Origin of the sequence: Proteus sp. TSJ240517 (assembly GCF_047921575.1) — a bacterium.
In the GTDB taxonomy this organism is placed as follows: Bacteria; Pseudomonadota; Gammaproteobacteria; order Enterobacterales; family Enterobacteriaceae; genus Proteus.
This window is the reverse complement of the sequence record NZ_JBLRMH010000006.1, coordinates 38,150-64,377: the sequence shown is the minus strand read 5'-3', so window position 1 is coordinate 64,377 and position 26,228 is coordinate 38,150. Positions and strand designations below refer to the sequence as shown.

19 protein-coding genes and 3 tRNA genes are annotated in these 26,228 nt (G+C 38.2%); 13 read left to right on the top strand and 9 right to left on the bottom strand.

Annotation, left to right across the window (positions count from 1 at the left end; translation table 11 throughout):
* Window positions 1-10: 10 nt before the first annotated feature.
* Genes ptrA through recD form a run of 3 tightly spaced genes read left to right on the top strand, consistent with a single transcriptional unit; the run spans window position 11 to window position 8,420 of the window.
* Window positions 11-2,899 carry a pitrilysin gene (gene ptrA / locus ACNARN_RS11390; protein ID WP_416304473.1) on the top strand — a complete coding sequence of 963 codons (2,889 nt, stop codon included), beginning with the start codon at window positions 11-13 and terminating at the stop codon, window positions 2,897-2,899.
* Window positions 2,896-6,507, top strand: coding sequence for an exodeoxyribonuclease V subunit beta (gene recB / locus ACNARN_RS11385; protein WP_416304472.1), 3,612 nt, complete (start codon window positions 2,896-2,898; stop codon window positions 6,505-6,507). The genes ptrA and recB overlap by 4 nt, the downstream gene beginning before the upstream one ends.
* Window positions 6,508-6,509: 2 nt before the next feature.
* A complete protein-coding gene (gene recD / locus ACNARN_RS11380) occupies window positions 6,510-8,420 on the top strand; it encodes an exodeoxyribonuclease V subunit alpha (RefSeq protein WP_198620947.1) in 1,911 nt (636 codons plus the stop codon).
* A gap of 72 nt (window positions 8,421-8,492) precedes the next feature.
* On the opposite strand, the gene argA is transcribed toward recD, so the two are convergent.
* Window positions 8,493-9,827, bottom strand: coding sequence for an amino-acid N-acetyltransferase (gene argA / locus ACNARN_RS11375; RefSeq protein WP_196532769.1), 1,335 nt, complete (start codon window positions 9,825-9,827; stop codon window positions 8,493-8,495).
* Between the two features lie 240 nt (window positions 9,828-10,067).
* On the opposite strand from argA, the gene amiC reads away from it, so the two are divergent.
* Window positions 10,068-11,330 (top strand): N-acetylmuramoyl-L-alanine amidase AmiC, encoded by a 1,263-nt coding sequence (gene amiC, locus ACNARN_RS11370; RefSeq protein ID WP_109373098.1) that lies wholly within the window; start codon window positions 10,068-10,070, stop codon window positions 11,328-11,330.
* Window positions 11,331-11,534: 204 nt separating this feature from the next.
* On the opposite strand, the gene ACNARN_RS11365 is transcribed toward amiC, so the two are convergent.
* The 3 genes from ACNARN_RS11365 to ACNARN_RS11355 form a co-directional block, all read right to left on the bottom strand.
* A tRNA-Met gene (locus ACNARN_RS11365) sits at window positions 11,535-11,611 on the bottom strand.
* Window positions 11,612-11,633: 22 nt separating this feature from the next.
* Window positions 11,634-11,710 (bottom strand) — tRNA-Met (locus ACNARN_RS11360).
* A gap of 30 nt (window positions 11,711-11,740) precedes the next feature.
* A tRNA-Met gene (locus ACNARN_RS11355) sits at window positions 11,741-11,817 on the bottom strand.
* 296 nt (window positions 11,818-12,113) lie between these two features.
* Here ACNARN_RS11355 and mltA point away from each other — a divergent pair.
* Both mltA and tcdA read left to right on the top strand, forming a co-directional pair.
* Window positions 12,114-13,208 carry a murein transglycosylase A gene (mltA, locus tag ACNARN_RS11350; RefSeq protein ID WP_198620946.1) on the top strand — a complete coding sequence of 365 codons (1,095 nt, stop codon included), beginning with the start codon at window positions 12,114-12,116 and terminating at the stop codon, window positions 13,206-13,208.
* A 110-nt stretch (window positions 13,209-13,318) separates the two neighbouring features.
* Window positions 13,319-14,167 (top strand): tRNA cyclic N6-threonylcarbamoyladenosine(37) synthase TcdA, encoded by an 849-nt coding sequence (gene tcdA, locus ACNARN_RS11345; RefSeq protein WP_198630374.1) that lies wholly within the window; start codon window positions 13,319-13,321, stop codon window positions 14,165-14,167.
* 77 nt (window positions 14,168-14,244) lie between these two features.
* Here tcdA and csdE read toward each other — a convergent pair whose 3' ends face one another.
* Together csdE and csdA are read right to left on the bottom strand one after the other, a co-directional pair.
* Window positions 14,245-14,685 (bottom strand): cysteine desulfurase sulfur acceptor subunit CsdE, encoded by a 441-nt coding sequence (gene csdE / locus ACNARN_RS11340; RefSeq protein ID WP_198620945.1) that lies wholly within the window; start codon window positions 14,683-14,685, stop codon window positions 14,245-14,247.
* A gap of 5 nt (window positions 14,686-14,690) precedes the next feature.
* The gene (gene csdA, locus ACNARN_RS11335) at window positions 14,691-15,902 is read right to left on the bottom strand and encodes a cysteine desulfurase CsdA (RefSeq protein WP_198632346.1); all 1,212 of its coding nucleotides are present in this window, start codon (window positions 15,900-15,902) and stop codon (window positions 14,691-14,693) included.
* Window positions 15,903-16,565: 663 nt separating this feature from the next.
* On the opposite strand from csdA, the gene ACNARN_RS11330 reads away from it, so the two are divergent.
* The 3 genes from ACNARN_RS11330 to rlmM are packed head-to-tail and all read left to right on the top strand — an operon-like array spanning window position 16,566 to window position 19,015.
* Entirely contained in the window at window positions 16,566-17,486 is a 921-nt protein-coding gene (locus ACNARN_RS11330) for a transcriptional regulator GcvA (protein WP_023582728.1), read from the top strand.
* A gap of 43 nt (window positions 17,487-17,529) precedes the next feature.
* Window positions 17,530-17,925: a DUF423 domain-containing protein gene (locus ACNARN_RS11325; RefSeq protein WP_036913817.1), complete on the top strand. Its 396-nt coding sequence runs from the start codon at window positions 17,530-17,532 to the stop codon at window positions 17,923-17,925.
* Window positions 17,918-19,015 (top strand): 23S rRNA (cytidine(2498)-2'-O)-methyltransferase RlmM, encoded by a 1,098-nt coding sequence (gene rlmM / locus ACNARN_RS11320; protein ID WP_109373102.1) that lies wholly within the window; start codon window positions 17,918-17,920, stop codon window positions 19,013-19,015. The genes ACNARN_RS11325 and rlmM overlap by 8 nt, the downstream gene beginning before the upstream one ends.
* A gap of 134 nt (window positions 19,016-19,149) precedes the next feature.
* On the opposite strand, the gene xni is transcribed toward rlmM, so the two are convergent.
* From xni to queF, 3 genes are all read right to left on the bottom strand, one after another.
* Complete coding sequence (xni, locus tag ACNARN_RS11315) at window positions 19,150-19,899, bottom strand: flap endonuclease Xni (RefSeq protein WP_416304471.1); 750 nt, start codon at window positions 19,897-19,899, stop codon at window positions 19,150-19,152.
* Between the two features lie 6 nt (window positions 19,900-19,905).
* The gene (gene ppnN, locus ACNARN_RS11310) at window positions 19,906-21,273 is read right to left on the bottom strand and encodes a nucleotide 5'-monophosphate nucleosidase PpnN (RefSeq protein ID WP_109373104.1); all 1,368 of its coding nucleotides are present in this window, start codon (window positions 21,271-21,273) and stop codon (window positions 19,906-19,908) included.
* A 90-nt stretch (window positions 21,274-21,363) separates the two neighbouring features.
* Entirely contained in the window at window positions 21,364-22,209 is an 846-nt protein-coding gene (gene queF, locus ACNARN_RS11305; RefSeq protein WP_416304470.1) for an NADPH-dependent 7-cyano-7-deazaguanine reductase QueF, read from the bottom strand.
* Between the two features lie 156 nt (window positions 22,210-22,365).
* Here queF and syd point away from each other — a divergent pair, with 156 nt between their 5' ends.
* The 4 genes from syd to ptsG all read left to right on the top strand — a co-directional run bounded on the left by syd (window position 22,366) and on the right by ptsG (window position 26,227).
* Window positions 22,366-22,917, top strand: coding sequence for a SecY-interacting protein (gene syd, locus ACNARN_RS11300; protein WP_196532763.1), 552 nt, complete (start codon window positions 22,366-22,368; stop codon window positions 22,915-22,917).
* Between the two features lie 465 nt (window positions 22,918-23,382).
* Complete coding sequence (locus tag ACNARN_RS11295) at window positions 23,383-23,706, top strand: YqcC family protein (protein WP_109373107.1); 324 nt, start codon at window positions 23,383-23,385, stop codon at window positions 23,704-23,706.
* A gap of 8 nt (window positions 23,707-23,714) precedes the next feature.
* Entirely contained in the window at window positions 23,715-24,479 is a 765-nt protein-coding gene (truC, locus tag ACNARN_RS11290) for a tRNA pseudouridine(65) synthase TruC (protein ID WP_196574366.1), read from the top strand.
* A gap of 302 nt (window positions 24,480-24,781) precedes the next feature.
* Window positions 24,782-26,227, top strand: a complete 1,446-nt coding sequence (ptsG, locus tag ACNARN_RS11285; protein ID WP_198620940.1) for a PTS glucose transporter subunit IIBC — start codon at window positions 24,782-24,784, stop codon at window positions 26,225-26,227.
* Window position 26,228 lies beyond the last annotated feature (1 nt).

Here is a 26,228-nt window from a genome sequence, read left to right as displayed (position 1 = left end):
CTCATATCAGATGAGAAAGTACTGCTCGCAACTATGGATCATGTTGCTATTGATGCTAGTGAGTATCAACAGCTTTGCCGCTGATCCACTCTGGCAAGTATTGCCTGATAGCATTGAAAAAAGTGAGAGCGATCCACGGCAATATCAAGCGATTAAACTACCTAATGAAATGACAGTATTACTGGTTTCTGATGAAAAAGCAGTTAAATCATTAACGGCAGTTGCGCTACCTGTTGGCGCATTAGAAGATCCTGATAGTCAGCAAGGTCTTGCGCACTATTTAGAACATATGGTGTTAATGGGATCGGTGAAATATCCTCAATCAGGCAGCATGTCTGAGTTCTTACAAAAGAATGGTGGCTCTCATAATGCGAGTACAACGACTTATCGTACTGCATTCTATTTAGAAGTGGAAAATAGTGCCATTAATGAAGCGGTTGATCGACTTGCTGATGCTTTAGCTGAACCTTTACTTGATCCTAAAAATGCAGATCGTGAACGTAATGCTGTTAATGCAGAATTAACTATGGCGCGCGCGCGCGATGGTATGCGTTTTTGGCAAGTCAGGGCAGAAACCTTAAACCCTGCTCATCCAAGTTCCCGTTTTATGGGCGGAAATTTAGAAACGCTGAGTGATAAGCCAAACAGTAAATTACAAGATGAATTAATTAAATTTTATCAAACGCACTATTCTGGCAACTTAATGAATGGGGTAATTTACAGTAATAAGTCACTTGATGAATTATCTAAATTAGCCGCAGACACTTTCGCTCGTATCCCGAATAAAAAGGCAGATGTGCCTGTCACCACTGTACCTGCTATGACGGATAAAGAAAAAGGGTTAATGATCCACTTAGTACCGGCTCAACCGCAAAAGACTTTACAAATTGAGTTTGGTATAGATAACAACGTTGCTGATTTTCGCAGTAAAACGGACGAATACATTGGCTATTTAATTGGTAATCGTAGTTCAGGCACTTTAGCAACATGGTTACAAGACCAAGGTTTAGCCGAAAATATTAGTGCGTTCTCAGAGCCCTATATTGATCGTAACCAAGGCTCGTTTACCATTTATGTTTCGTTAACCGATAAAGGGTTAGCGCAAAAAGACAAAGTGATTTCCGCTATCTTTTCGTACATTCGTTTAATTCAAACAGAAGGTATCAGTCAGCGTTACTTTGATGAAATTGCGAATGTATTGGATCTCTCATTCCGTTATGGCTCTATTGTAAGAGATATGAATTACATAGAAGGCATTTCGGATATGATGCTGCGTTATCCAGTCAAAAATATCCTTAATGCAGACTATATCGCTGATAATTATGAGCCTTCAGCTATCCTTTCACGTCTTGATTCACTGACACCAGAGAAGGCTCGTATTTGGGTAATAAGTCCTAATGAACCTTCTAACAAACAAGCTTACTTTGTTAACGCGCCTTATCAGGTTGATAAAATCACAGATAAGCAATTAAAAACATGGCAAACATTATCAGATGATATTTCATTATCATTGCCAGCACTTAACCCTTACATCCCTGATAATCTTTCACTGATTGATGCGGACAGTAAAATCATCAAACCACAATTGTTGTGGCAGGATAAAAGTGCTCGTCTGTTCTATATGCCATCACACTATTTTTCTGATGAACCGAAAGCGAGTGTGACATTAAGTTTGGTGAATAAAAAATCGGATATCACTGTTAAGCAACAAGTGACACAAACTTTAACAGACTATCTTGCAGGTCTAGCATTAAGTGAATTATCTTACCAAGCTTCTGTTGCGGGAATGAATATCTCATCTACATCAGGACAAGGTATTGATTTTTCAATGAATGGTTATACGCAACATTTACCAGAACTTGTTAATGCGACACTGAAAAGCTATATGGGTTTTGAGTCAACTCAAGAAGAGCTAGATCAAGCTAAATCTTGGTATCGTGAACAACTTGAAGTGACCCATAACTTAAAAGCATTTGAAGCAGCTATGCTACCAGCTCGTCGATTAAATACGATCCCGTACTATGAAGAAGCTGACAAACTCAAAGCATTAGAGTCAATTACACTGCAAGATATTATTGATAATCGCCGTGAAGTCATTAAAAACGCGGCACTTCAAGCGCTGATTATTGGTAACTTAACGCCAGAGCAAAGCCGCAATATTGCTAAATCTGCACACGAATTATTAGGTAATCAAGGCACAGAATATTGGATCGGTGAAACATTAGTATTCAATAAATTAAATGCAGTTGAATTCCAAAATAAATCGAAGAGCACAGATAACGCATTAGGTGAGCTTTATATCCCAACGGGTTATAGCCGCCTTGAAGGTCAGGCAATTTCTTCAGTGTTATCGTCTATTATCAAACCTTGGTTCTATGATCAATTAAGAACAGAAGAGCAACTTGGTTATGCTGTATTTGCTTATCAAGCTACTATGGGTGAGCAATCAGGTATCGGCTTTTTACTGCAAAGTAATGCAAAACCACCTGTTTATTTAAATGAGCGCTATAACGCATTTTATCAACAAGCTTACGAGCGTTTGAAAAAAATGAAAGAGGCTGATTTTAATCAGTATAAACAAGCGATTATTACCGAAGTTAAACAGCCACCTCAAACATTCTATGAAGAAGTTTCTCTTTATCGAAATGACTTCCATCGTAATAACTTAAAATATGATGGACGTGAAAAATTCTTAGCTGAGCTTAATAAAATAACGTTAAAACAAGCTATTGAGTTTTATGAAAAAGCAATTATAAAACCAAACGGATTTATTTTTGTTTCTCAAATTATTGGTAAAGATGGCAAAGATGCTGATTACGCCGAAAATAAACAATGGAAACGTTATGCTACGGTAAGTGAATTACAAAAAACCTTACCTATTGAGGAAATTAAAGAGTGAGTGAAGTGATACAGGCACAGCCATTAAACCCGTATACACTCCCTCTGTACCAAAGACGCCTCATCGAGGCGTCAGCAGGAACAGGGAAAACTTATACAATAGGGTTGTTGTATTTACGGTTGCTTCTTGGATTAGGCGGAGAGTCTGCATTCTACCGCCCTCTCAGTGTTGAAGAGATTTTAGTTGTGACATTTACGGATGCGGCGACAGATGAATTACGAGCCCGCATTCGTAAAAATATCCATGAACTAAGACTTGCCTGTATCCGTCATGATGTTGAAAGTAGTGATAACGCTTACCACGAATTACTTAAACAAATCCCGAATAAAGAGCTGGCTGCACAGTGGTTGTTAGAAGCAGAACGACAAATGGATGAAGCGGCTATTTATACTATTCATGGATTTTGCCAGCGTATGTTGGCAAACAATGCATTTGAATCAGGAGTCTTGTTTGAACAAGTCTTGATCCAAGATGAATATGAGCTTAAAAAACGGGTATGTGCTGACTTTTGGCGCCGTCATTGTTATCCACTTTCTTATGATGTTGCTAATGCAGTAAGCCAGATTTGGTCTGGTCCTGAACAGCTACTTTATGAAATACAGCCTTATTTACAAGGTGAAATGCCTGAAATCGAGGGTGTGGCATTAGACAGTGAAAATGAATCAGTCAAAGAGCGTCATCAAGCGGTTATTGAAGCAATTAACAAGGTGAAAACTCGTTGGCATGAACATCATCATGAAGTTGAAGCATGGATAACCGCTTCAGGTGTTGATAAACGTAGTTATAGCAGTCGTTTCTTACCTAAATGGATTGAAGAAATTACTCTGTGGGCATCAACATTAGAAACGAAAAGCTATCAATTACCTGATTGTTTGGTTCGTTTTTCTCAAGAAACGCTGAATGAAAAGGCAACGAAAGGCCCAGCACCAGAGCATATTCTTTTTATTGAAATTGAACGATTAACAAAGCAGAGCCTAACTCTGCGAGATGTTATTCTTGCCAACGCCATTCCTGAAATACGCCAAGGTATTGAAAATGAAAAGATGCGTCGTGGTGAAATGGGATTTGATGATTTATTAACACGTCTAGACAGAGCGTTAAAACGTGAAAGTGGCGAGGCTTTAGCGCAAGCTATTCGTGAACGTTATCCAGTTGCAATGATCGATGAATTCCAAGACACCGATCCTCAACAATATCGTATTTTTGATGCCATTTATGGTGAGCATGAAAATAGTGGTTTGCTGTTTATTGGTGATCCTAAACAGGCAATTTATGCTTTCCGTGGTGCGGATATTTTTACTTATATTCAAGCACGAAAGCAGACATCTCATCACTACACATTAAATACTAACTGGCGCTCTGCGCCGGGTATGGTGAATGCAGTTAACAAGCTTTTTATGCGTTCCAAGGCCCCATTTTTATTTGAACATATCCCTTTTATTGAAGTAAGTTCGGCTGAAAAAAACCAAGACATGGTCTTTATTTACCATGATGAGCCGATTTCGCCTTTTAATTTTTGGCTTGCTGAAGGCGAAAGTGTTTCTACGGGAAATTATGAGCAAATCATGGCAGCGCAATGTGCCGCACAAATTCGTGATTGGTTATCAGCAGGGGATCAGCAACAGGCTTGGCTGATTGAGCAAGGTGCAAGAAGAGCGGTTACGTCTGCTGATATTATGGTACTGGTGCGTAGCCGTAGAGAAGCGATACTGATCCGTGATGCACTGAATTTACTTTCAATACAATCCGTATTCTTATCCAATCGTGAAAGTGTATTTGAAACCAATGAAGCGAAAGATCTACTTTGGTTACTACAAGCGGTTGTAACACCAGAGAAAGAGCGTGTTTTAAGAGCCTCTTTAGCCAGCCGATTATTTGGTTTTAGCGCGAAGCAAATTGATAGCCTAAATCATGATGAACATCGCTGGAATAATTATGTAGAAAAATTTGCTGATTATTATGCATTATGGCAAAAGCGTGGTGTTTTACCAATGTTGCGTAAAATCATGATGGATAATCAAATTGCGGAAAATTTACTCGCAAGTATTGATGGTGAGCGCCGGCTTACAGATATCATGCATATTGGTGAATTATTACAAGAAACATCATTACAACTTGATAGTGAACACGCCCTTATTCGTTGGTTAGCACAACAGATTTCTCATCCTGATGCGCAATCTGAAAGTCAACAAATGCGCTTGGAAAGCGACCGAAATCTTGTGCGAATTTGTACTATTCATAAATCTAAAGGCCTTGAATATCCTATTGTTTGCTTACCTTTTGCTTGTAATTACCAAGAACAAAAAGGGGCGCTTTATCATGACAGAGAAAAATTTCACGCGAAATTAGATATTTTTAGCCGACCTGAAAGCTTACGTTTAGCAGATGAAGAGCGCTTAGCTGAAGATTTACGCTTACTTTATGTGGCATTAACACGATCTAAATTCTGCTGTTATGTTGGTGTTGCTCCTCTTGTTAAAGGGACTAAACGTAAATCAGGGCTTACTGATCTGCATAAAAATGCTTTAGGGTATTTATTACAGCAAGGTGAAGAAGGCGATAGTGAATTATTACATCAATCAATTCACGCTTTATTAGATGATAATATCAGTGTAACAACGCTTGATAACATATCAGTACATCGCTATCAGCCTCAATTAATGGCAGAAACAAAACTTGAAGCCGCTATATTTAAACGTCAGATCCATGATAATTGGCGTATAACGAGTTATTCAGGATTAACCTATCAGCATTCAAATCGTAATTATCATTTTGATTTGGGTGATATTGAGGCTTTGGTGCAATCTATCGCACCAGGACTTGATACAGATGCTAAAGGTGAGAAGCAACAAGGAGAGGTTGATGAAAATTCTATTCATCATTTCCCTCGTGGTGCAGTAGCAGGAACATTCTTACATAGTTTGCTTGAAGTGTTGGATTTTTCGCAGCCTATTGATGAACTGTGGATACAAGGACAATTGACAGCTCAAGGCTTTGATGAAAAGTGGGCTCCTCTTTTAGTTACATGGATGGAAACGCTGTTTCATACGCCTCTTAATTCTCAAGGATTATGTCTTGCTGATATCCCAAAATCACAACAACTTGATGAATTACAATTCTATTTACCTATTGAGAAAGAAGTATCATCAGCTCAATTGACTCAATTAATAAGTCAGTTTGATCCTCTATCAAAACGTTGTCCTGCTTTGCAATTTCAACAAGTAGAAGGGATGCTCAAAGGCTTTATTGATTTAGTTTTTTCTTGGGAAGGTAAATACTATGTTGTGGATTATAAATCGAATTGGTTAGGTGGATCGAGTGAGGATTACACACAAGAAGCGATGATGAATGCAATGATGGATCATCGCTACGACTTGCAATATCAACTCTATACCTTAGCGTTACATCGTTTTTTACAGCAACGTATTCCTGATTATGATTATCGAACTCATTTTGGTGGTATTTATTATCTTTTTTTACGGGGTATAGATAAAGAACATCCCGGAAATGGGGTTTACGCTTATTTGCCTGATGAAGCTTTTGTTTTGGCGTTGGATTCATTATTTACAGGTAAAAGTAGCAAATCCGATGTAGTCGGTGAGAAATAAAAATGATCAAACTATTAGAACAAGCGATTACACAAAACTTATTACGACCTTTAGATCTCCGATTTGCACAAATGCTGGTTGAAGATGAAAACCCTATTTTACTATTTGTATTTGCTTATTTGAGTGCTCAAACTGGAGCGGGGCATGTTTGTTTACCATTGAGTATTATTCAAAAAGATCAACTGTTTGATGGTAGACAAAAAGAGTTTGCACAAGAAATTTGGCAAAAAATGGGTAAGCCTTCTGCTAAAAAAATAGTAGAAGAGTTGACTCATTGTCATTGCGTTAGTCAAAGTAACGATGATTCTCCTTTCCCCATTATTTTAGATAATGGACTTCTTTATCTACAAAGAATGTGGAGCTATGAAGAGAAAGTAGCGCAATTTTTTAGGCAAGAGCACAGCATTGTTGATATTGATGAAAATGAATTAATTAAGGTACTTAACCAGCTTTTTCCAGCAACGAAAGAAAGCCAAGAAACAAATTGGCAAAAAGTAGCTGCCAGTGTTGCTATCACAAGCCCCATTTCTATTATTTCAGGGGGGCCAGGAACGGGGAAAACCACGACAGTTGCTAAAATTTTAGCGGCTTTTGTGATGCTCACATCAAATGAGAAGCCCATTATTCAATTAGCGGCGCCAACTGGAAAAGCCGCTGCGAGATTAACGGAATCTTTAGGTAAGGCTTTGGCGCAACTTAATTTAAGCGAAGAAGAAAATAAGTGGATGCCAAAGCAGGCACAGACTATTCATCGTTTATTAGGGGCTCAGCCTGAAAGTCAGCAAGTGCGTTACCACAAAGATAATCCATTACAGCTTGATATTTTAGTTGTTGATGAAGCCTCAATGGTTGATTTACCCATGATGGCACGCTTGATTGATGCACTTCCATCAAAATGTCACGTCATTTTCTTAGGTGATAAAGACCAACTTGCTTCTGTTGAGGCAGGGGCTGTATTAGGTGATATTTGCCGTTTTTCTGAAGATGGTTTTAGTCAAAAAAGATTTGATCAGATTAATCACTTAACTCAAGGTGAATTGGTTAAATCTACTGATATTATTCCTGTTTCTCAAACTCCAGTGTCTGTCGTCAGTGATTCTCTGTGTCTATTACGTAAAAGCTACCGTTTTGGTGAAGATTCAGGGATAGGACAACTTGCTTTGGCGGTTAATAAAGGACAAACCAAAATTGCTATTGCGTTGTTGAAAAAAGCAGAGGTTAGCCCACAACAGCTTGAAATAGCATTAGAGCCTCAAGATGTGAGCTTTATTGCTTTAGAGTCAAAAGAAAGTTATTTACTGATGATACAAGATGCTGTTAATGCTTATCGAGAGTATCTCACTTTAGTTTCTCAAAAAGCATCACCTGATATTATTCTTAATGCATTTAACCAATACCGTTTATTGTGCGCACGAAGAGAAGGTCCTTTTGGTGTGAGTGGTTTAAATGACAGAATTGAAATGTTATTGCATCGCCAGCGATTGATCCGTCGCCCTACAAACAGTTATCAAAGTGATTATATTGGTCGCCCAATTATGATCCAACGAAATGACAGTACGTTAGGTCTGTTTAATGGTGATATTGGCATTATGCTCAATAACGATGAAGGTGAAATGAAAGCATTTTTCCAACTACCAGATGGAAAATTGAAAGCGATCCAACCTAGCCGATTACCACAACATGAAACTGCGTATGTAATGACGGTGCATAAATCACAAGGTTCGGAATTTACCCATACAGCATTAGTTCTTCCCGATAAATTTTCACCTGTTGTTAGTCGAGAATTGTTGTATACCGCATTAACACGCGCTAAACAGAAGCTTTCTCTTTATGCTTCAGAGTCTATGGTGAAAATGGCAATACAAACGCGTATTCAACGTCGAAGTGGATTAATTGATAAATTACGTTATTAGCGGTTAGTTAATAATGGAAAATAATAAAAGACAGGCATTGAGAGGGATACCTGTCTTTTTTGTGCTTGGTAATTACTCTTTATGTAAGTCTAAAATTAAAATTTTAGAACGGCGTTGGTAATTATAGAGTGCTTGTTTTTCAATGGGTAATTTATCAATTTCAGCAGGTTCAAATCCTTTTTCTTGAAACCAGTGTATGCTACGAGTTGTTAGAACAAATAGCTTTTCTAACCCCAATTGCTTAGCATGCGCTGAAATGCGCTGTAGTAAAACCTCACCACGACAAGAGCTACGATAATCAGGATGCACTGCAACACAGGCCATTTCACCAATTTTTTCTGATGGATAAGGGTAGAGCGCTGCGCATGCGATAGTCATATTATCGCGTTCAATAATAGTGAATTGATCAATTTCAATTTCCAATTGTTCTCTTGAACGTCTGACTAAAATACCTTGCTGTTCTAATGGGCGAATAAGTTCGAGTATGCCACCAATATCATTAATATTTGCTCTACGAACTTTCTCTGCACTCTCCATGACGATTTGAGTACCAATACCATCACGAGAGAATAATTCTTGAATAAGCGCACCATCAGATTGATAACTTAATAAGTGGCTACGCTCTACACCACGACGACAGGCTTTAACAGCTCCCCGTAAGAATCTTACTGTACCTGAGTGATAATCGCCTTCTGTTTGTAGCTCTCGAATTTTATCTTCAGCTTGATTAGGCAGCAGTTCAGAAACAATGTGACCTTCTTCATCGATAACACCTTGGAATGAGCAAAAACCAATCAGCTTTTGTGCTTTAAGTTTTATCGCAAGCTGTGTTGCCACTTCTTCTGAGGTGAGATTAAAGCTTTCACCAGTAACAGACACTGCAACTGGGCCAATTAATACAATAGCATTACTGTCTAACTGGCGATGAATAGCTTCTTCATCGATACGACGAATTTTTCCGCTATGACAATAATCAACGCCATCATCAACCCCTAATGGCTGTGCAATAACAAAGTTACCACTAACAACATTAATATGCGCACCTTGTAATGGCGTATTGCTTAAACTCATTGATAGGCGAGCCGTAATATCAAGTTGCAATGTACCCGCAGCTTGTTTAACGATTTCTAAGGTTTTACTATCTGTGATGCGCGTATATTTATGATAAATCGGAGATACTTTTTGTATTTCAAGAGCAGTATCAATTTGTGGGCGAGCACCATAAACAACCACTAAACGAATGCCTAGGCTGTGTAACAACCCAATATCATTAATGATAGATGGGAAGTTTTCGTGAGCAATGGCTTCGCCACCTAGCATAATGACAAATGTTTTGCCTCTATGTGCATTAATATACGGAACCGAGTGGCGAAATCCATCGACCAATTCGGTGCTACGCTCTTTCATAAAACCCTCTCAAGTGAATTTTTATTCGAATTTAATGTATTTTTATTCTTTTTGGAGAGGAATGGCAAGTAAAATCCTATCTTATTGTTTTCCCTGAAGGCAGAATATTCGTGTAAAAGTGAGTAATTGTGCTGTTTTTAAGTGACAGTGAAGTGTGGATTGGGTAAAGTTTTTCGTTCTTAACTTTTTTTATCTCTTTTTAGAGTTTATTGACGTTAATCGTTTTTTTGGAATATTTTCATGAGTCATTCTGAGCACAATCAAACTCGTCGTCGTCTTGTTAAAGGAATTGGCGCGTTATTATTGTTAAGTATTAGTCCTGTTGGTCTTGCAGCCACAGCATCTATTGTTGCTGTGAGGGTTTGGCCTGCCTCGACTTATACTCGCGTGACTATAGAATCCAGTACACCACTGAAATATCGTCAGTTTGCATTGTCAAACCCTGAACGTATTGTGGTGGATTTAGAAGGTATTCAACTTAATAGCGTATTGAAAGGTGTTGCTAATCAAGTTCAGACTAGCGATCCGTATTTAAAACTTATTCGGGTTGGTCAAAATACACCTAAAACAGTGCGACTGGTATTTGAAGTAAAAACGCCTGTACAACCACAAATGTTTACGCTTAAACCTGTGGCTGAATTTAAAAACCGTTTAGTGCTAGATTTCTACCCAAGTCATGGGGCTGATACTGAAGATGATCCACTATTAGCACTATTGCGTGAATATAACGACGGTGATTTACAACAAGCTGTACCCGCACAAACAGACACACGTAAACCTGGCAGAGCGGGGCGTGATAGGCCGATTATTATCATGATCGATCCTGGTCATGGTGGAGAAGATCCGGGAGCAATCGGCAAATATAAAACTCGTGAAAAAGATGTGGTTTTACAAATTGCTCGTCGCTTAAGAACGCTTATTGATAAAGATGCCAAAATGAAAGCGTATATGACACGTAATGAAGATGTCTTTATTCCATTGACTGTACGTGTTGCTAAAGCGCGAAAAATGCAGGCAGATTTATTTGTCTCTATCCATGCTGATGCATTTACAAACCGCTCTGCAAGAGGTTCATCTGTTTTTGCATTATCAAAAACCGGCGCAACCAGTAATACAGCGCGTTATCTTGCTCAAACACAAAATGAGTCTGACTTAATTGGTGGGGTGAGTAAAAGTGGTGACCGCTACGTTGACCATGCAATGCTTGATCTTGTGCAAACAGCCACTATCAACGACAGTCTGAAATTTGGTAGTGAAGTGCTTAAGCTGATGGGGGGGATTAATAAATTGCATAAAAATAAAGTCGATCAGGCTGGGTTTGCGGTATTAAAAGCGCCAGAAATTCCGTCAATTCTGGTTGAAACGGCCTTTATCAGTAATATCGAAGAAGAGAAAAAGCTGAAAACAGCAAAATTCCAGCAACAGATTGCAGAATCTATTTTCAAAGGTATCAAAGCTTATTTTGCTAATGGCGGTGAATTAACGTTAGCTGATCGTAGTTAAATTCTTTTTATACCTTCTTTTCATATTCCAGTAGAAAGTGAATATCATCTGCTTTCTATTGGAATGTCTTATTGTTTTTCAACACAATAATCTTATTAAAATAAAAGAGAATGATCAGAATAAATGTATAAATAAGTTGGGTAATAGATTTGAATTAATAAATCAAAAGAGATGGTAAAAATGAGGAATAACATTGAAAAGAATTGGTTGCGGGAGCTGGATTTGAACCAACGACCTTCGGGTTATGAGCCCGACGAGCTACCATGCTGCTCCATCCCGCGACTGAATTGTTGTTTATAGAATTGGTTGCGGGAGCTGGATTTGAACCAACGACCTTCGGGTTATGAGCCCGACGAGCTACCATGCTGCTCCATCCCGCGACTGATACTATAACTTACTGCTTTGTGAATTGGTTGCGGGGGCCAGATTTGAACTGACGACCTTCGGGTTATGAGCCCGACGAGCTACCAAGCTGCTCCACCCCGCGTCTCCACAGAGGGGCACTATACTCAGGATCTGCCGAGTTGCAAGTTTTTTATGAAATTTTTACAGTTTTCTTTTAAAAACGGTCAGAAATAACACATCAAGATGCAAATTTAGGCAGTTATACTCGTCATACTCCAAGTTATTTAGAGAGTATATACTTGATGTTTAAAAGTCATATTGATTGGGTGATAATAGAATGCAGGTACAACATGTATATTCATTATCTTTATTGATTTGGCTTTGGTATCTTTCTCATTCAAAATCAGTACTCAAATTTAGTTATTAAGCGGGAAAAAAATGGTTACTTGGCGAAAATCGTTAATTTTAGGTATGTTAGCGCTTGCCTTGACTGGATGTCATCGTCCAACAGAGCAAGGGCAACAGTATAAAGATGGAAAGCTTAAGCAAGATCTCATTGAGGTAAGTTCGCCAAATACACAAGGTACACCCATTAATGGCCCTGATTACTTACAACAAGTAAGCCAGATAAACCAAACATCATCCCGTTTATACAATAGTAATAAAGAAACTTATCAAGCGGTAGAAAACTGGTTACGATCTGGTGCTGATACTCGCCAATTACGCCAATTCAATCTTTCTGCATTTCAAATGGAAGGGGTTGATAAGTACGGTAATGTTCAATTTACTGGATATTACACACCTGTTCTTGAAGCCCGTTTAACGCAACAAGGTGAATTCCAATACCCTCTTTATAAAATGCCAGCTAATAGCCGTTCAAAGTTGCCGTCTCGTGCTGCTATTTATAATGGTGCATTAAGCCAATCTTTAATTGCAGCTTACAGTAACTCCATTATGGATAATTTTATGATGGAAGTTCAGGGAAGTGGTTATGTTGATTTTGGTGATGGTAAACCTTTAACGTTCTTTGGTTATGCAGGGAAAAACGGACACCCCTACCGTAGTATTGGTAAAGTGCTTATTGATAATGGCGAAGTAGAAAGAAAAGATATGTCTATGCTGGCTATCAGAGAGTGGGCAGATAAACATAGTGATACCGAAGTGAGAAAATTATTAGAAGAAAACCCTTCATTTGTTTTTTTCAAACCAGAGCCTTTTACACCGGTTAGAGGCGCTAGTGCTATCCCACTTGTTGCACTTGCCTCTGTGGCTTCTGACAGAAGTATTATTCCTGCCGGAACTGTGTTGCTTGCTGAAATTCCTGTACTTGATAATACCGGTAATTTTACAGGCGAATATCAAATGCGTTTAATGGTGGCATTAGATGTAGGTGGGGCAATTAAAGGGCATCATTTCGATATTTATCATGGAATTGGTAAAGATGCGGGTCATATGGCAGGTTTTTATAATCATTATGGGCGTGTTTGGGTATTAAAAAAATCACAACTTAACTCATTAAATCCTTCGTCATAAAAACGATTTGCTATTTATCTGTTCGTTATTAACGGTAAAATTATGCAAACGACATGGCTATGGATATTAAGAGCCATGATTATTTCTGTTATTTAGGTTGTTATCGCATTATGCAAAATTCATTATCAGATTCATATTTACAACGCTTTTCTGGAATAGGGCGACTCTATGGGCAAAACGCGTTGTCTTATTTTGCTCAGGCTCATATCTGTGTCGTGGGTATAGGTGGAGTTGGCAGTTGGGCTGCTGAAGCATTAGCACGTAGTGGTATTGGTGCCATCACCTTAATTGATATGGATGATGTGTGTGTGACTAACACTAATCGTCAAATACATGCGTTAAAAGAAAGCGTGGGTCAGCCTAAATGCGATGTGATGAAACAGCGTATTTTAGAAATTAATCCAGAATGCAAAGTGACTAGTATTGATGATTTTGTCACGGTTGATAATGTCGCTGAAATGATGAATAACGACTTTGATTATGTTATTGATGCAATTGATAGTGTAAGACCAAAGGCTGCATTATTAGCTTATTGTCGCCGTTATAAAATTCCGGTGATCACAACGGGTGGTGCTGGTGGACAAATCGATCCAACACAAATCCAAGTGGTGGATTTAGCAAAAACAATTCAAGATCCGTTAGCCGCTAAATTAAGAGAGCGTTTGAAATCTGATTTTAATGTCGTAAAAAATAGTAAGGGAAAATTAGGGATTGATTGTGTTTTCTCAACAGAACAACTCGTTTATCCACAAGGCGATGGTACGGTTTGTGCGGCAAAAAGTACGGCGGATGGTGTGAAACGTATGGATTGTTCAGCCGGTTTTGGTGCTGTAACGATGGTAACGGCATCGTTTGGTTTTATTGCGGTGTCTCATGCTTTGAAGAAGATGCTAGCAAAGGCGCAGCGTGCTCGTCATACTTCAAGTTGTAGCGTTGTTGACGGCGTTCATTCACACTAGTCACATACTGATGTATGCTCCTAGCGACTCATTCACTTTTCGCCTAGCTACATCTTGAATTATTTAGAGTATAAAACTTAATGCTGGGATGTGAGTGATTTCAATCGCGCGATAATTGCATTCACTCCGTCAGTGCGAGATTGGCTAATTTGATTAGCCAATCCTAATTGTTCAAAAATCGCTAACATATCGATATCAGCTATTTCTTGTGCCGTTTTATTTTCAACAGCGACTAAAATAATAGCCAGTAAGCCTTTTACAATACGACCATCGCTATCACCATAAACATGGTATTTGCCGTCATTATTTAATTCAACGCCTAGCCACACTCTGTTCTCACATCCTTTGATTTCTTTTTCTGTTGTTTTTAATTCATCAGGTAATGCAGGTAATTTACGAGAAAGTTGAATTAATTGGCGATATTTATCTTCCCATGCTTTTGATTTTTGAAAATCATTAAGCAAGATATCTAGGGTGATTTCATTGCCAAAAGGATGCTGTGTTGTAATGTTGGTCATGATAATTATTCGTCTTTTAAGAGTGTTAACGCAAAAATAACAGCGTCAATAAAGGCATCAATATCAGAAAGTTGATTATAAGGCATAAAAGAAATGCGTAAACAGCCTGAAATATTTAATGAATCAATAAGAGGTTGTGCGCAGTGTTGCCCTGTGCGTAATGCAATACCTTTCTCTGTGATTAATGTTGCTAAATCACTATGATGAACACCTTCGAAATTGAAAGAAACAATCGATGAATTGGTGGCTCGGTAACTGATAAACCCATTTAGCTCACTCAGACGCCTCTCTGCTTCTTCTGCAAGCTCAAGAGCATATTGGTTAGCATGATGCATATCTTGTTTTTCTAACCAGGCTAATGTGGCTGAAAATGCAATAACACCCGCAACATTAGGCGTTCCAGCTTCAAAACGCTGAGGAATAGGCGCGGGAGTAAATCCATCAAATGTTGCGTTAGTGAGCATCTTTCCACCACCATGCCAAGGTGCCATGTCTTTTAAATGTTTTCGTTTACCATAACAAATACCTAACCCATTAGGGCCATAAAGTTTATGAGCAGAAAAAACATAGAAATCGATATCAAATGCTGTGACATCTGTTGGGTGATGCGCAATACCTTGCGCTCCATCGACAACCAGTAAGCAATTATCATATTGATGAACGCATTGAGACACTTTATCTAATGCGATTTGAGCACCTGTCACATTCGACATTTGGCTAACAGCAACAATTCGTGTCCGCTTATTGATTAAAGCATTTAAGCTATCAATTGAAGGTAAAAAATGCTCCTCAATAGGCCAACGGATCACTCGAGCGCCTGTTTGTTCCGCTAGTATCAACCAAGGAATAAGGTTTGCATGGTGTTCTTGCTCACTAACAATTATTTCATCACCTGCTTGTAAGCGTGGACGAAAATAACCTTGAGCAATAAAGTTGAGTGATTCTGTGGTGCCTTTTGTCCAAATAATCGTATCACTATCAGCACTATTGATTAATTCGGTAACTTGTTGACGTGTCGCCTCATATTGTTGCGTTGTCTCTTTAGCATGCTGATATTGGCTACGGTGAACCGTCGCAAAATTATGGCGATAAAACGCATCTGAGGCTTCTATCATGGCGAGAGGCTTTAATGCAGTTGCTGCACTATCGAGATAAATAGTTTTTTCTTTAAGAGCAGGAAATTGTTGTCGAAATAAATCAGGTGAAAATACGTTCATAGTTAGGCTGTATTGGTAGACGAATAAATTTTCGTGATTTGTCGTTAAAAATAGGGCGTATAGATTATACGGTTAATTATATTTATTTATAACGGAAACCTAAAGGTACCCGTTTGTTATAAGTCATTGCGCTCATAATAACACGATTAAGATGATGAAAGTTCACTCAATAAAAAATCACTGAGATCAGATTAAGATCCTATTTTTTCTTGTTTTAATTTATTGGGGATAATTTGTAGTGAGTTTTTTTAGAATAAAGATGATAAGTTCATTATAAAAAATGGATGAAAACATCAAAACGGTATGTGTGAGTCATTCAAAAGTAGAGAAAAATAGGGAATAAAAAAAGCACCGCCTTGGCGGTGCACTATAAAATCACTATGGACAGACAGGGTAAATGTACAGGAAGTGAAAAAAAACAGTAGCATCAGCTACTAAGTCTGGAATTTCCAGACAACTTGCAAACACAACATCACAACCACAAAGCCAAAAGTTTCGCAGTATTACTACTACACAACTTTTCGTTCCGGCTTAGGAAGTGCGCTTACTATAGGTATTTACTGGCTAATCATCAAGGGACAATTTATAATGCTTCGCATAAAAAAAACTAATGATGAAAGTTAGGATCTACTAATAGCCAAAATAGGGGTTTAAGAACTGAATATGTCTAAACGTTTACCGCCATTAAATGCGCTTAGGGTTTTTGATTCAGCGGCACGTCATTTAAGTTTTACTAAAGCCGCTGAAGAATTATTTGTGACACAAGCAGCAGTGAGCCACCAAATTAAAACATTAGAAGAATTCCTTGGGCTAAAATTATTTAGAAGACGCAACCGCTCTCTTTTATTAACCGAAGAAGGGCAGAGTTATTACCTCGATATTAAGGAAATCTTTTCATCAATTAACGAGGCAACTCGCAAATTATTAGCTCGAAGCGCGAAAGGCGCACTTACTGTTAGCCTTTCTCCAAGTTTTGCTATTCAATGGTTAGTACCACGGCTATCTGGATTTAATCAAGCTTATCCGGGAATTGATGTGCGAATTCAGGCTGTTGATAGAGAAGAAGATAAGCTGGCTGATGATGTTGATGTAGCTATTTTTTATGGTCGAGGAAATTGGACTGGTTTACGTACAGACCGCCTTTATGCGGAATATTTGATCCCTGTTTGTGCACCATCTTTACTTACAGGTGAAAAACCACTAAAAACCCCATCCGATCTGATTTATCATACATTGCTACATGATACATCTCGTCGAGATTGGCAAGCTTATGTACGTCAATTAGAGATACAAAATCAGATAAATGTGCAACAAGGGCCTATTTTTAGCCATAGTTCAATGGTGATACAGGCCGCTGTACATGGACAAGGCGTTGCATTAGTTAATAATGTAATGGCACGTAGTGAAATAGAATCAGGTCGATTAGTAAGACCTTTTCCAGATGTCCTTGTTAGTAAAAATGCATTTTATTTAGTTTGCCAAGATAGCCAGGCTGAATTAGGTAAAATTGCGGCTTTTCGCCAATGGATTTTATCTCAAGCAGCGAATGAGCAAGAAAAGCTGGGTTTACTGACATCATCTTAATATTGCGATTGGCAAATATCTTCTAGATAGGAAGGAATAAACAGTGAATAGTCGTACATTGCTTATGTTTTCCGCGATTAGTGGCTTCTTTTATGTTGCTTTTGGTGCATTTGCAACTCATAAACTTGCACCGCATTTATCGCCACAACATTGGGAATACATTCAGTTAGCGATGCGCTACCAAATCGTCCATACCTTATTACTTGTCGGGATCGCGGCAATGTTAATGCGTAAAACCATTTTATGGTTTTATTGGGCAGGTATTTTCTTTGGTGTTGGTATTCTACTTTTCAGTGGTAGCCTTTATTGTATGGCGCTAACACAAGTTAGGTTGTTATCTTATTTTACGCCAATTGGTGGATTTAGTTTTCTTATTGGTTGGGCTTTAATTTTTATTGGCGCTTTGCGTCTAAGGGCACCGGCGTCTCGCCATGAATAAAGTTGCATTATATTGTCGCCAAGGTTTTGAAAAAGAGTGCGCGGCTGAGATTACGGATAAAGCAGGTCAAATCGGCGTTTATGGCTTTCCTCGTGTTAAAGAGGGAAGCGGTTATGTGATCTTTGAATGCTACCAAGAAGGTGAAGCAGACAAGATCGCGCGTGAAGTGAGTTTCCGTGAATTAATTTTTGCTCGTCAGATGTTTGTAACAGGTGAATTACTTAAAGATTTACCGCCAGAAGATAGAATCACACCGATTGTTGGAATGTTAAAAGGTGCTGTCGAAAAAGCGGGTGAACTTCGAGTTGAAGTTGCAGATACTAACGAAAGCAAAGAATTATTAAAATTCTGCCGTAAATTTACGGTGCCATTACGTAATCATTTACGTAATGAGAAAATTTTGCTGAAAGTAGAGAATTTTAGCCGCCCTATTATCCATGTGTTTTTTATTGCACCGGGATGTTGTTATGTTGGCTACTCTTATAGTTTTAATAATTCCGCATTTTATATGGGTATTCCTCGATTAAAATTCCCATCAGATGCACCAAGTCGTTCGACATTAAAACTTGAAGAAGCATTTCATATTTTCATTCCTTATGAGGAGTGGGAAGAGCGTTTAGCAAGTGGAATGAAAGCGGTTGATTTAGGAGCATGCCCCGGCGGTTGGACATATCAATTAGTGAAACGCAGTATGATGGTACATGCTGTTGATAATGGCCCAATGGCACAATCTTTGATGGATACAGGACAAGTTCGTCATCACCAAGTTGATGGTTTTAAATTTGAACCTACAACTAAAAATATCACATGGCTTGTTTGTGATATGGTTGAAAAACCAGCTAAAGTTGCTGCATTAATGACAACTTGGATTGCTAATGAATGGTGTCGCGAAGCTATCTTTAATCTAAAACTGCCAATGAAAAAGCGCTATGAGGAAGTCTCTCATATCCTTGAAAAAATAAAGTCAGAGTTAGCGGAAAAAGGGATCAACGTTAAGATCCAAGCTAAGCACCTTTATCATGATAGAGAAGAGATAACGGTTCATATTCAAAATATTTGGGCTGCTTATCGACCAGATCGTGAGTTCTAAAACTGTTCAAAGTACATCGATTTGTTGATGACAATAAAAGGCTAAGTTTATAAATAGAAACTTAGCCTTTTTTAATGGAAGCGAGTTATTCAAAGATATATTTGCTTGTTGAGTTTTAATAACTAAGAACTGAGCTATTTTAACCGTAACTGTTGTAGATTACCGTTTAATTGAATATCAGTACGTAATGTCGTGATTTTCCGACTGATAAATGCAGACTCTTTATGGGTAATAAGTTTGTTTTTCCATTTAGTCGGAACATCATCAATATGCCGATAGAGTGATTCTAGATCTGGGTGAATTTGTAAAAGTTCGGTAGCACTTTTAGGCCCAATACCAGGAACGCCTGCAACCTTACTGCTACTTACGCCTGTTAATCCCCAATAGTCGGTAAGTTGAGATGGCTCGACACCAAACTCAGCTCTAATAAATTCTAAATCTAACCAGCGTCGTTGAAAATAATCGCGTATACGAACAGAGGGCGAAAGCAACTGGCAATAGCCTTTATCCGTTGAAATAATCGTGACTCGAAAACCTGCACTTGCCACTTTAGTTGCCAATGTTGCGGCAACGTCATCAGCTTCATCACCACCTGAGTGCCAGCTCTGTATTCCTAAATTAAGTAACATTGCTTTAATTTTAGGTAATTGTTGTCGCAAGTCATCAGGCATTGGTGTGCGACCCGCTTTATAATCGGGTAACAGTTTATGTCGCCAGCTACCGTCTCTGTCGTCTTCGTCAAAAACTGCTACGGCATGAGTAGGTTGTGTGTGGCCAAGTAGTTGATTGACACTTTGTTCGCACACTGTAAGGCAGGAAGAACCTGATGCCGCATGAATGCGGCGGATCAGGTTTAAAGCATCAATAATCAGCAAATGTATCATAATAAATTAGCTGATAATCTCGTAACACGGTTGGTAAGCTGTACCACCGGGAAGTTTCATACGGTGTTGCTCAACAAAGCCTGCTAATAAAATATCCATGCGACGCATAATTTCACTATCACCATGAATTTTATAAGGACCATGAGCTTCAATCGCTTTCATACCCACTTCTTTTACGTTACCCGCGACAATACCCGAGAAAGCACGACGTAAGTCAGCGGCTAATTTTTCTGGTGATTGATTTGTGCTTAGATTAAGTGATGCCATGTTTTCATGGGTTGGTTCAAAAGGATGTTGTAAATCAGCATTGATCTTCATTGACCAGTTAAAGCTATAAGCATCACCTGTGCTACGACGATTATCTTTTACCAATGGCATATATTTTTTCATGATACGAGCTACTTCAGGTGCATCATCAATAATGATTTGGTAATGACGACGAGCTTCGTCGCCTAATGTATTGGCGATAAAGTCATCTAATACATTAAAGTAGTCTGCACTTTCTTTAGGACCAGTTAAAATTAGTGGTAATACTTGGTCTTGGTTTTCTGGAGACATAAGAATACCAAGCAGATACAGCAATTCTTCTGCTGTTCCTACACCGCCTGGGAAAATAATAATACCATGTCCAATTCGTACGAAAGATTCCAGACGTTTTTCAATATCTGGCATAATAATCAGTTCGTTAACTAATGGATTTGGTGGCTCTGCCGCAATGATTGACGGTTCTGTCATACCAATAAAACGGCTATTTCTATAACGTTGTTGAGCATGACCCACAGCAGCACCTTTCATTGGTGCTTCCATTGCTCCGGGACCACAACCCGTACAGATATTAAGCTCACGTAGCCCTAATTCGTTACCTACTTTTCTGCCGTAAAGGTATTCAGTTTCATTGATTGAGTGACCACCCCAGCAAACGATCATATTAGGATCTTCATCAATATGAAGAGCTCGTGCATTACGCAAAATCGAGAAAATGGTATTAGTGATGTGAGTACTATTTTCTAAGTTCAGGTGAAGATCACGTTTTGCTGTTGTGATTTGCCCGTGAACAAACAATATGTCACGAAGCACTGCAAATAAGTTAGCTTGTAATGAGCGAATAATTTTTCCGTCAACAAAAGCGTCTTCAGGAGGATTGACTAACTCTAGTTTTACGCCACGTTCACGGCGCAGTACGTTAATATCAAAATCTTGGTATTTAGATAACAGTTCTTTACTACTATCAGTAAGGCTACCAGAGTTGAGAACAGCGAGAGAACAATTGCGAAACAGCTGATAAAGATCACTGCTTGCGGTTCTCTTTAGCATATCAACTTCTAGCTGTGAAAGCAGATCCATGGAACCTAATGGGCTGACATGAGTTATCACGTAGGACTCCTTTTTCTCCTGAAATAACAAACTGAAGTGCAACTGATCTTGGTATAACACAGATCATATTAACATACAGGCATTATTCCGTTATTGTCTGGCTAATCGACTAATTTCTGGAACAAACTCACAATTACTACGCCAAGGATTGATGTCTAATCCACCGCGTCGTGTATATCTTGCATAAACAGTTAATGTTTCTGGCGCACATAATTGCATGATATCGTGGAAAATTCGCTCAACACACTGTTCATGAAATTCATTGTGTTGTCTAAATGAAACTAAATAGCGTAGTAGTTTTTCACGATCAATCTTTTTACCCTTATATTGAATAGCAACTGAGCCCCAATCTGGTTGATTAGTAATAAGGCAATTTGATTTTAACAGATGGCTGACAAGGGTTTCTTCAACTAGTGTATCGGTTGTCGATTCGTTTAACCATTGCTCATCAAACTGATAATTATCAATTTCAATATCTTGTTCATCAATACACTCTCCAGCAAAATCAACAATAGGTTGTGATGTAAAATGCGAAAGTGGATAAATGGTTAGATTAACTTTGCCTTTAGCACAAGTCGTTAAATCTTTAAGTAAGGTTTTTTCGACGATATCCCAACTTTCAAAACGAGTTTGATTAAAACTATTGAGATATAATTTAAAACTTTTAGATTCAATAAGATTTTCAGTGGTTGCATCTAATTCAACATGACCAATAGCAACTTGTGGTAAGCCTTTGCTATTAAGCCATGAGAGCTCATACATGGTCCAAATATCACCACCATGAAAAGGTAAATTTTCAGCAGTTAAAGAGAGTGAATCTCGATTTAGGCTACGTGGTACACCTTGCAATAATCCGGCATCATATTGATCATGATATTGAGTCTCTTTGCCCAGAGATAATGCTTCAAGAGATTTATCACCTTGATATAAAGACATAATTTACATCCTAACTTTAGCTGAAAATAAAAGAAGGTTAATTATACTATTGAAACATCAATAGTATATGAATGCTTTATTTTTGATGCTCTGAATTAGTGACATAATCAGGTAACATAAAGGAAATTCTTATTTAAATAGATAAAACAGATAATCATGACTGAAAACATCTCCTCCGAACTAAAAGCCTTTACACAAAAGTATGTTGATTTATGGCAAGAAAAATCAGGCTTACCTCCTGCAAGTGAAGATCTTTATGGTGTTCCTTCTATTTGTATATCAAGAACAGGCGATGAAGTTGTTTACTGGTTACCGCAACCTTTTGTAGGAACAGATAAACTAGAAAAAGTTGAAAAAGCAATGGGGATTATTATTCGCCCTGAATTGCACAATTACTTTACCACTCAGTATGCTGGAGATATGCAGGTTCGTTTTAGAGAGATAGATTTCAGCTTGATTCAAGTGTGGAGTGAAGAGGATTTTATTCGCTTACAAGAAAACATTATTGGTCATTTGGTGACTCAAAAGCGTTTAAAACTTACACCAACATTGTTTATCGGCACCACAGATTCAGAAAATGAAATAATTTCTGTGTGTAATGTTTCGGGGGAAGTCATTCTTGAAACTTTCGGCAAACAGAAAAGAGAAGTTTTAGCTGAAAATTTATCTCTCTTTCTATCAGAATTAGTCGCTGTATATAATGAGTGACGTAGTCTATAAACCTTTTTTCTTGTGAGATATGTCTTACAAAAAAGCGTGTGTTTTTTTATCAAAAAACGTCACTGATAAAAATATAATCGGTTTATTTAAATAGAACAATAAGTTATTAACTTATTGTTTTTATTTATAGTTATGGCTATTTAATTGCTTTTGTTTTGTGGGTTGTTTAACTAATCAATTATTGGCATTCTACGTTCACCAAATAAGGGACTGTTTGGTGACCGATAAAATGTAGAGTAATCAAGGACACAGGAAATAGGATATTTCCATTAATGTGGATACGGACTTAATCACAGGGATAGATAAAAACGGTCTTGCTTGGATGCATGTGTTGTACAGACAACTATTTTTCTTGTCTAAAAGGAGTTTCGGCTCCTTTTATTTTTTTATTTGTTTTCTGCTATTCCATCCCAATGTTATCCTTATTCGTAAGTTTTATATAAGGGATAAATGATGACACCAGAACAACGCATTTTAGCAAAATTGCTCTTGATTGAAGAAGAGATGAAGAACATTGAGCTATGGCAATTAGAATCTCCTACTGAACAAGCATTTGAAAGTGTTGAGCCTTTCTGTATTGATACAATGAGTGCTCATGAATGGTTGCAGTGGGTATTAATTCCGCGATTGTCATCGATGATTGAAAACGAGATGCCATTACCTAATAAATTCGCAATCGCACCTTATTACGAAGAAGCATTTAAAGAAGATAAGAGTCGAGATGTTACTGATTTACTCAATCATTTGCGTGAACTTGACGCAATGTTTAAATCATAAGGTCGATAATGCTAGATATTATTTATCAAGATGAACATCTTGTTGCGGTGAATAAACCTGCGGGTTGGCTTGTTCACCGCAGTTGGTTAGATAGACATGAAACAGTGTTTGTGATGCAGACCCTAAGAGATCAAATAGGGCAACATGTTTTCCCTGTTCATCGTTTAGATAGGCCTACATCAGGTGTTCTATTAATGGCACTTTCTTCTGATGTTGCTAGAGCGCTATCTCAATCTTTTGAACAACATAAAACAGAAAAAATTTATCACGCTGTTGTTCGAGGATACGTTGAAGAGGCGTCTGTTATTGATAGCCCTTTAGTCGAGGAGCTCGACAAAATTGCAGACAAATTTGCAACTCAACCTCCACAAATTCAAGATTGCGTGACGCACTGTCAGCCATTAGGTATTGTTGAAAAAGAGGTTGCGATTGGGCGCTATCCTACATCTCGATTTAGTTTATTAGAGCTACGTCCTGAAACGGGACGCAAGCACCAATTACGTCGCCATATGTCTCATATTCGACACCCAATTATTGGTGATACTGCTCATGGTGATTTACGTCAAAACCGTGGTGTTGTAAATCATTTTCAATCTCATCGCTTGATGTTACATGCAAGCCATCTAAACTTAATTCATCCAATCACATTGCAACCACTTAACTTAACAGCTAAATGGGATCTGCCTTGGCAACACCTTATTAATCAATTTGGTTGGCGTGGATTAAGACCTGAATTAGAGCAGTATGGTGAAGATTTAGCTCATCATTTTTAATTCCTTTCTTAATTTCAAATATTACTTTCTTTGTGTGACTATTAAGGCTTTTTTACTTAAGTCTTAATGGTTTGCGCAAATTTATAATCTATTTTAACTATTTGTAAAATATATAATTCTATTAATTGATCTGATCACATGTTTGAAACGTGACAGCTATCATGTATTCATTAAGCGATTTATTTTATGATGTAAAATAAATAAGGCTTATCATTAGATAAGTTTATGAAATAAAACCCACACTACTTTAAACAAATAAAAACTTACAACATATAAAAACCCACATTCCGGGAGTCTGCTTGATGTTTAAAAACCTATTTGTTGTTTTACAAAAAATCGGAAAGTCCTTGATGTTACCGGTATCTGTACTACCTATTGCCGGTATTTTATTAGGGGTTGGTTCCGCTGATCTTTCATGGATCCCTTCTTCTGTTTCTCAAGTTATGGCAGAGGCTGGTGGTTCGGTTTTCTCTAATATGCCACTTATTTTTGCCATTGGTGTTGCGTTAGGTTTTACCAATAATGATGGGGTATCAGCACTGGCCTCTGTTGTGGCGTATGGCATTATGTCTAAAACCATGATTGTGGTTGCTCCTTGGGTTTTAGGTTTAACACCAGCAGAAATTGAGGCTCAGCACCTTACTGATACAGGAGTATTAGGGGGGATCATCGCTGGTATTATTGCCGCTTCTATGTTTAATCGTTTTTATCGCATCAAATTACCTGAGTATTTAGGCTTCTTTGCTGGTAAGCGTTTTGTTCCTATTATTTCAGGTTTAATCGCTATTTTTGTTGGGATTATCTTAGCCTTTATTTGGCCTCCTATTGGTACAGCAATTCAACGTTTTTCTGAATGGGCTGCGTATCAAAACCCTGCTGTCGCTTTTGGTATTTATGGTGTTGTAGAGCGTGCATTAGTACCATTTGGTTTACACCATATCTGGAACGTGCCATTCCAAATGCAAGTGGGTGAATACGTAAATAGTGCAGGGCAAGTATTCCACGGTGATATTCCTCGCTATATGGCAGGTGATCCAACTGCGGGTATGTTGTCAGGTGGCTTTTTATTTAAGATGTTTGGTTTACCTGCTGCCGCGATTGCGATATGGCATTCAGCACGTCCAGAGAACCGTGTAAAAGTCGGTGGTATCATGATTTCTGCGGCATTAACTGCCTTCTTAACAGGGATCACAGAACCTATCGAATTCTCATTTATGTTCGTCGCACCTATTCTTTACGTTATTCACGCTATTTTAGCGGGCTTAGCATTCGTTATTTGTATCTTGTTAGGTATGCGTGATGGAACCAGTTTCTCTCATGGCCTAATTGATTTTATCGTATTGAGTGGTAATAGCAGTAAACTGTATCTATTCCCAATTATTGGCATACTCTATGCAATAACTTATTACTCTATTTTCCGTTTCTTAATCGTGAAATTAAACCTGAAAACTCCAGGCCGAGAAGTAGAAGATAAAAACGCGAAACAAGCGGATAAAAGTGCTATGGGACAATCTTTAGTCGCTGCGTTTGGTGGCAAAGACAATATCAGTAGTTTAGATGCTTGTATTACTCGTTTACGTATTGGCGTTAAAGAGATTGAAAAAGTCGATCGTGATGAGTTGAAAAGACTAGGTGCTGCAGGTGTTGTGGTTGTTGGCTCGGGTATTCAAGCGATTTTTGGTCCTAAGTCAGATAATCTAAAAACTGAAATGGATGAATATATTCGGTCTTTGGATTCTGGTAAGTGAT